Source organism: Prevotella sp. E9-3, from assembly GCF_022024015.1.
GTDB lineage: Bacteria > Bacteroidota > Bacteroidia > Bacteroidales > Bacteroidaceae > Prevotella.
In genome coordinates this window covers 3,104,181-3,110,227 of record NZ_CP091786.1, presented here as the reverse complement: position 1 = coordinate 3,110,227, position 6,047 = coordinate 3,104,181, and the positions used below count along the sequence as shown (strand labels likewise).

7 protein-coding genes are annotated in these 6,047 nt (G+C 41.3%); 5 read left to right on the top strand and 2 right to left on the bottom strand.

The features are described from left to right. Positions 1-32: 32 nt before the first annotated feature. The gene (locus L6475_RS12175; protein ID WP_237820413.1) at positions 33-299 is read left to right on the top strand and encodes a helix-turn-helix transcriptional regulator; all 267 of its coding nucleotides are present in this window, start codon (positions 33-35) and stop codon (positions 297-299) included. 20 nt (positions 300-319) lie between these two features. Next, positions 320-769 (top strand): GatB/YqeY domain-containing protein, encoded by a 450-nt coding sequence (locus L6475_RS12170; protein ID WP_237820411.1) that lies wholly within the window; start codon positions 320-322, stop codon positions 767-769. Positions 770-945: 176 nt separating this feature from the next. Here L6475_RS12170 and L6475_RS12165 read toward each other — a convergent pair whose 3' ends face one another. After that, a complete protein-coding gene (locus L6475_RS12165; protein WP_237824158.1) occupies positions 946-1,230 on the bottom strand; it encodes a transcriptional regulator in 285 nt (94 codons plus the stop codon). Between the two features lie 7 nt (positions 1,231-1,237). Next, positions 1,238-1,921, bottom strand: a complete 684-nt coding sequence (locus L6475_RS12160) for a hypothetical protein (protein ID WP_237820409.1) — start codon at positions 1,919-1,921, stop codon at positions 1,238-1,240. A gap of 341 nt (positions 1,922-2,262) precedes the next feature. Here L6475_RS12160 and L6475_RS12155 point away from each other — a divergent pair, with 341 nt between their 5' ends. Genes L6475_RS12155 through L6475_RS12145 form a run of 3 tightly spaced genes read left to right on the top strand, consistent with a single transcriptional unit; the run spans position 2,263 to position 6,032 of the window. Continuing rightward, positions 2,263-3,324, top strand: coding sequence for a chain-length determining protein (locus L6475_RS12155; RefSeq protein WP_237820407.1), 1,062 nt, complete (start codon positions 2,263-2,265; stop codon positions 3,322-3,324). 22 nt (positions 3,325-3,346) lie between these two features. Further along, positions 3,347-4,528, top strand: coding sequence for an O-antigen ligase (locus tag L6475_RS12150; protein WP_237820405.1), 1,182 nt, complete (start codon positions 3,347-3,349; stop codon positions 4,526-4,528). Then, positions 4,518-6,032 (top strand): hypothetical protein, encoded by a 1,515-nt coding sequence (locus tag L6475_RS12145; protein ID WP_237820403.1) that lies wholly within the window; start codon positions 4,518-4,520, stop codon positions 6,030-6,032. The genes L6475_RS12150 and L6475_RS12145 overlap by 11 nt, the downstream gene beginning before the upstream one ends. Positions 6,033-6,047 lie beyond the last annotated feature (15 nt).

Genomic DNA, 6,047 nt, shown 5'->3' with positions numbered 1-6,047 from the left:
CATGACGAATAGCTGAAATAACTGACGAACCTATGATACAAAATAAGTTATTTAGGGATAGTCTGGCTGCCATACCAGAAGAGCAAAAGGCAGAGTTTGAACTTTCCTTTGGCATCGCTGAGAGGATGGACGAGATACTCAAGGAGAAGAATATCTCCCAGCGTGAACTGGCTCGTCGCTTAGGCAAGCGGGAGTCGGAAGTGTCGCGTTGGTTGACGGGCCGGCATAATTTCACAACCAGTACTATCGCCAAAATTGAGACCGCACTTGGTTCACCTTTAGTACAGATTACCCGTTAATGATTAAAAACATCAATATTATGACTTTATTCGATCAGATTAGTGAGGACATCAAGTCCGCAATGAAGGCTCGCGACAAAGTGCGTCTGGAGACACTTCGCAACATCAAAAAAGTTTTTCTGGAGGCAAAAACGGCTCCAGGAGCCAACGACACATTGGCTGATGCCGATGCGCTGAAGATTATCTCCAAGCTGGCCAAGCAAGGTAAAGAAACTGCTGCAACCTACACACAGGCAGGTCGTCAGGACTTGGCCGATGCAGAGTTGGCTCAGGTGGAAGTCTTGGAAAGCTATCTGCCGAAGCAACTCTCTCAGGAGGAGATTGAGACAGAGGTGAAGAAGATTATCGCTGAAGTAGGAGCCACCAGCATGAAGGATATGGGCAAGGTAATGGGCACAGCCAGCAAGCAGTTGGCAGGAAAGGCCGATGGCCGAGTCATCTCTGAGATTGTAAAGAAGCTCCTGGCATAATCTTTGATCTTATGTCTAGAATTCGTGGCACAATAATGGCACAGAGCGCCGTAACTCGCTGGTACTCAGTACGTGCTTTAAACTTCAACGAGGATGAGTATTAAGAAAACAAGCGAAGTAACTTGAATGCTACTTCGCTTGTTTACTATTTGTAAATTAAGCCAATAATTGCATTTTCATAATTTCAAATAACTCTTTAATGATTCAACATACTCCTCAAAAGCTTTCAGACCAGCTGGGGTGATACGACAGAGGGTGCATGGCTTCTTGCCTTTGAAAGTCTTCTCTACCTCTATGTAGCCCGCTGCCGAGAGTTTGTCTATCTGCACACTCAGATTGCCCGCCGTAGCTTCCGTTTGTTCCTTAATATAGGGAAACTCAGCCTCCTCGGCATTGATAAGCAGCGACATCACAGCCAGTCGCAACTCGGAGTGCAGCAATGGGTCTAATGTTGGGAACATCATAGGCTTACTTGTTTTTAAGTTTTATGCCTGGCAATGTCAATCCGATAAAGGCCAAAATCGCAACGATGAGGGCAGGAATTATGCCGTGGGCTACGCCTACGTAGTCAGCACTGGTGTAGTATTCCAACAACCATGAAGTCAGTGTAAGTGAGACGTAGAACGACTCCCAGATAAAGCCTCCGATGCCACCCACTATGCCACACCACACCATCCAGCGGCTCTTCAGGATATAACCGTTAATGGTGATGGTCATGCCCATAAGCAGGAGTACGACGCGAAGGGGATAAATCTCCAGACGTTCATAGACATCGGGCTGTTCGAAGTGTGACATCAGCATATTGTATAGGATGCCAAACACGAAGTATGCGAGTACAAAAATACCGAATGTTTGCCACGTCTTGTCTACCATTGAACCAACCAAACTGGCTGGGACTTTCGGCTTGCCTCTCTTTGCATAGCGGTCAGCAGCAAAGATGATGAGAGGCAGCAATACGTACATAAGATACCAAGCCGTATTGGACGTTAGATAGATAAGGATGCCGATAAGAAGTGCCATTCCCATCGTGCAAAGACCCGCAACATAGAGCGAAAGCCCCGTGTCCTTTGCCACTACTTGTCGGCTACGCTCTATTTGCTCTGTAATAATCTCCAGACTGCGCTCTGCAGTCATATTATTTTTTTCTTCCATTGTTGTTTCATTTTAAAGATGTTCTACTTTTGGTTTACTACTCTCTGGCCTTGTCCGTGCTCCTGCAGAAAGCACATCAAAAGCCAATTGTGTCCGGTTCACGGTGCAAATGTAGATAAGTTTATAATATAAACCAAATTATTCTGTAAATATTTTACTTCGGAAGTAGATTTTTTAACATTTAGTAGGAGAAAGTGTTCTCCTTATTTTTAATGTTATATGGAAGTTTTTTTCTATTAGACTTGCTATTTCGAGAATTTTGTCTAATTTTGCAGAACTAAAGAACAAATACCTGAGACTGATTAACTGTATTTTTGTAACAAAGATATTTCCCAAATTCGATGGAACAAAAGCAAAACGAACGTATTATCGACCTTACCAAAGTGGCTCACACACTTTGGACTAAGCGTTGTCTTTTCTATAAAGTATGGGCATGGACTTTTGTACTCTCCTGCATCTGGATTTTCCCCCAGCCCCGCTATTATACTTGTGAGGTAGAACTTGCTCCAGAAATGAGCGGAGAGGATGTTGGAGGCGGACTTTCTAGTATTGCCTCTTCGTTTGGGGTAAACCTTGGCGGTTTAACCAGTAGGGATGCCATCTATCCAGAACTCTATCCCGAATTGTTTGAGAGTCCAGAATTTGTTTTTGGGCTTTATGGCATACAAATCAAGACGATGGGAGGAAAAGACGAAGAAAGCCTTCAGACAGACTACTACACTTATATTAGGAAGTATCAAAAAAAGAATTGGCTCCTATTCCCATTAAATTGGATAAAGTCGAGTGTTTCCAGTCTTATCAGTCCTAAGGAACCGTCTTCTGATAACTTTGCCGATATTAACCCTGCCATGATGAGCTACAGTGACTATATGCTGATGAACTCCGTTATGGAAAAAATTAGTTGTACTGTTGACAAGAAGAACAGTGTCATCACCATCAGTGTTACAGATCAAGACCCACTTGTTTGCACATTTATGGCCGACAGTGTAAAGGCACACCTGCAGGACTTTATCATCCGCTACCGTACCAGCAAGGCAAAAGAAGATCTAGTGCATTATCAGCAAATGCGCGATAGTGCCGAAATAGAATACGACAAAGCAACGGAAAAATACAACGGATATTGTGACAGTCATATGAACACCGTCCTTCAGACCTATCAAAGCGATCGTGATAAGCTGAAGAACGATATGATGCTGAAGCAGAATACCCTCACTGCTATGGAAACCCAGTTGCAGACCAGTAAAGTAAAGCTACAGGAGAAAACCCCTGCATTTACTACTCTGAAAAGTGCCACTGCACCTGTTAAGCCTGCAGGCCCCAAACGCATGATTTTTGTAGCAATGATGCTTGTTCTGTCCAGTGTAATATTATCTGTGTGGTTAACCAGAAAAGATATCTTCTAATTTTCTAAGCATACCTGAAAGCATGCAGATTAAGCTAAATATTCAAAAAATAATACCATTTCTTTTAATGGCGTTTTTTTCCATGCATGCGTCAATGGATTTTACAGCTGTTGATATACAAATAGCCTCATATGCACTTTTAGCACTTATGTTAATTGGAGGCTTTTTCTTGTTCTACAAAATAATCCGAGAGAAGACTATAGCAAAACATGATTTGATATTTTTTTTATTTGTTACCATAATTGCTATCTCTTCATTCATCCATGGTACAGATGCCAAAAACTGGTTATATGTCTCAATTGACATTCTACTTATTCGATTAGCATTCTACTTTTACAATAGTCAGATAAAGTATTTAATACTTGGATTAGCTTTTGGCTTTAATATTGGACTATTTGCACAGCTACACCAGTTAATTACCCAACCACAAATGTGGTTAGTCCCTGAGGCAGAAAAAGAAATTACTACCTATATATTAGGTGGTAACTACAATCAGATGGGCTTACGCATATTAATAGCCCTTGTTGTTAATTTTCTTTGTTTGAAAATCAGTAAAGCATTTTATTTTTTACTTATTCCATCCATTTTAGCTTGTGTCTCTATTCCTGTTATGGTAGGCTCCATGACTGCTGCTACTTGCATTATATTGTTTCTCCTTTTATGTCTTATTCCTTCAGCATACTTTCGTAGAACAAGTGTTAAGATATTGTTTTTTTTTATTGCTCTTTTCCAGATTCTCGTGTGTTTCTCAGGAAAAGGTATTGAACATAACGAATTTGCCGTTTGGTTTGTTGAAGATGTTTTAGACAAGGATATTACATTCACATATCGTACTCACATGTGGGATTCTGCACTCCGCATCATTGCCGAATCCCCTCTGTTGGGCTATGGCTTTCCTGATAAGGACTGGTATCTTGCCCACATGACCTCCTTTGCTATCGGTCCGCACAATATTCTTTTAGCCACGCTTATCTATGGTGGTATTATTGCCTTTGCTATTTATTTATTTTTATTGATGCGTTCATTAATTAATGTTGCCAGTGTCCATAACTTCCACGGAGATTGTCTGCTTGCCGCAATATCAATTTCCTGCTTGATGATGCTCATGGAAGTATATCCTATACCTCTTGTTTTTTGTATATTAACCCTTGCCGATTATTATCCGCAACTAAACGCTCAATTAACTCCCCAAGATGAATCCTAGCACACGTCTTGTCGTCAACACTATAGCTCAGAACGTTCGAACAATAATAAACGTTATTCTGTCGCTCTATTCCACACGTATTGTCATGCAGGCCTTGGGTGTGTCGGATTACGGTATATACATGCTTGTAGCTGGCATCGTTGCGCTGCTGCCTTACCTAGTCAATGCGTTGATTACCACCACACAACGGCATCTTTCTTTTGCATTTGGTCAGGGCAACACTACTGAAGTCAAATTGATATTCGCCAATAGCTACCTGCTTCACTGGCTGTTCGGGGGGCTGCTATCGTTATTGGCAATTTCACTGGTTTCTCTCATTTTCGATTATGGTTTCCTCAATATACAACCAGAAAAGCTGCTTGAGTCAAAATATGTTTATTTTTTAGTATTAATATCGGTATTTTTTACTTTTATTACCGCCCCATTTCGCTCATTGCTGATTGCTCACGAAAACATAGTCTATATTTCTATCGTAGATGTTTTGGATGGTATTCTCAAACTGTCTTTAGTCTTCTGTCTGTTTCTCGTTGAAGAATGGCGTCTTCCATTCTATGCGCTGATTATTGCTACTATTCAGCTGTTCAACCTGTTAATGCTGGCAATCTATAGTAAACTGCATTATCAAGAATGTGTCCTTGCGCCCAGCATCAAGTTTTTCAAGAAAGAAATCACAAAAAAGATTATCAGTTTCGCGACATGGACACTCTACGGAACTTTATGCGTCTATTTCCGCAATCAGGGTATAGCCGTTGTCTTAAACAGGTTTTTCGACACCGTCATCAATGCAGCTTATGGAGTAGCCACTCAAGTTTTCGGTGCTACTCAATTCTTATCCGAAGCAATCATTAATGCTATTCGTCCTCAGGTGGTCATGGCAGAAGGAAGCGGCAATCGCCAACAGATGCTAAGCCTCGCCCTAAAGGCATGCAAATACTGTTTCCTTATGTCAGCGCTCTGCATTATTCCTCTCATATTCGAGATTCGTCCGATATTATTATTTTGGCTTGATGCAATTCCTCCTTATGCAGACGTCTTCTGTCGCATTTTGCTATTGTCGGTGTTGTGCGACCAGGTTACAATCGGCCTGAATATGGCCAACACTGCTATTGGCAAGATAAGAAATTTCACGTTTCTCGTGTTCACGACCAAGGCGCTGTGTGTACCTGTTGCATATTATCTTCTGCTTCACGGCGAATCTGTTGAAATAGCGACACTTTCTTTTTTTGCATGTGAGATTTTGTCTGGCATTATCCGTGTTCCATATTTAATGTTTAATGGAGGGCTGAAGTTCTACTCCTTCATCAGTGAGGTAATTCTGAGAATTGTGCCTTCATGTTTAATAATGTGTGCAGTTTGCTATGCCTGTTGCCATTGGCTTAATATGGATTATCGCTTCCTGGTCACAGGATGTCTCAATGTACTTATTGGTGGCGGCGTCATCTTTTTTTGTTCTGCAACATCTCAGGAACGCAATAAAATCATATGTCTGATTATGAGAAAATAATATTGTATAACTGAA

What these genes read in the sequence shown, in the direction of transcription:
- L6475_RS12175 (WP_237820413.1), top strand. Translation starts at nt 33, where the DNA reads ATGATACAAAATAAGTTATTTAGGGATAGTCTGGCTGCCATACCAGAA.
- L6475_RS12170 (WP_237820411.1), top strand. Translation starts at nt 320, where the DNA reads ATGACTTTATTCGATCAGATTAGTGAGGACATCAAGTCCGCAATGAAG.
- L6475_RS12165 (WP_237824158.1), bottom strand. Translation starts at nt 1,230, where the DNA reads ATGTTCCCAACATTAGACCCATTGCTGCACTCCGAGTTGCGACTGGCT.
- L6475_RS12160 (WP_237820409.1), bottom strand. Translation starts at nt 1,921, where the DNA reads ATGGAAGAAAAAAATAATATGACTGCAGAGCGCAGTCTGGAGATTATT.
- L6475_RS12155 (WP_237820407.1), top strand. Translation starts at nt 2,263, where the DNA reads ATGGAACAAAAGCAAAACGAACGTATTATCGACCTTACCAAAGTGGCT.
- L6475_RS12150 (WP_237820405.1), top strand. Translation starts at nt 3,347, where the DNA reads ATGCAGATTAAGCTAAATATTCAAAAAATAATACCATTTCTTTTAATG.
- L6475_RS12145 (WP_237820403.1), top strand. Translation starts at nt 4,518, where the DNA reads ATGAATCCTAGCACACGTCTTGTCGTCAACACTATAGCTCAGAACGTT.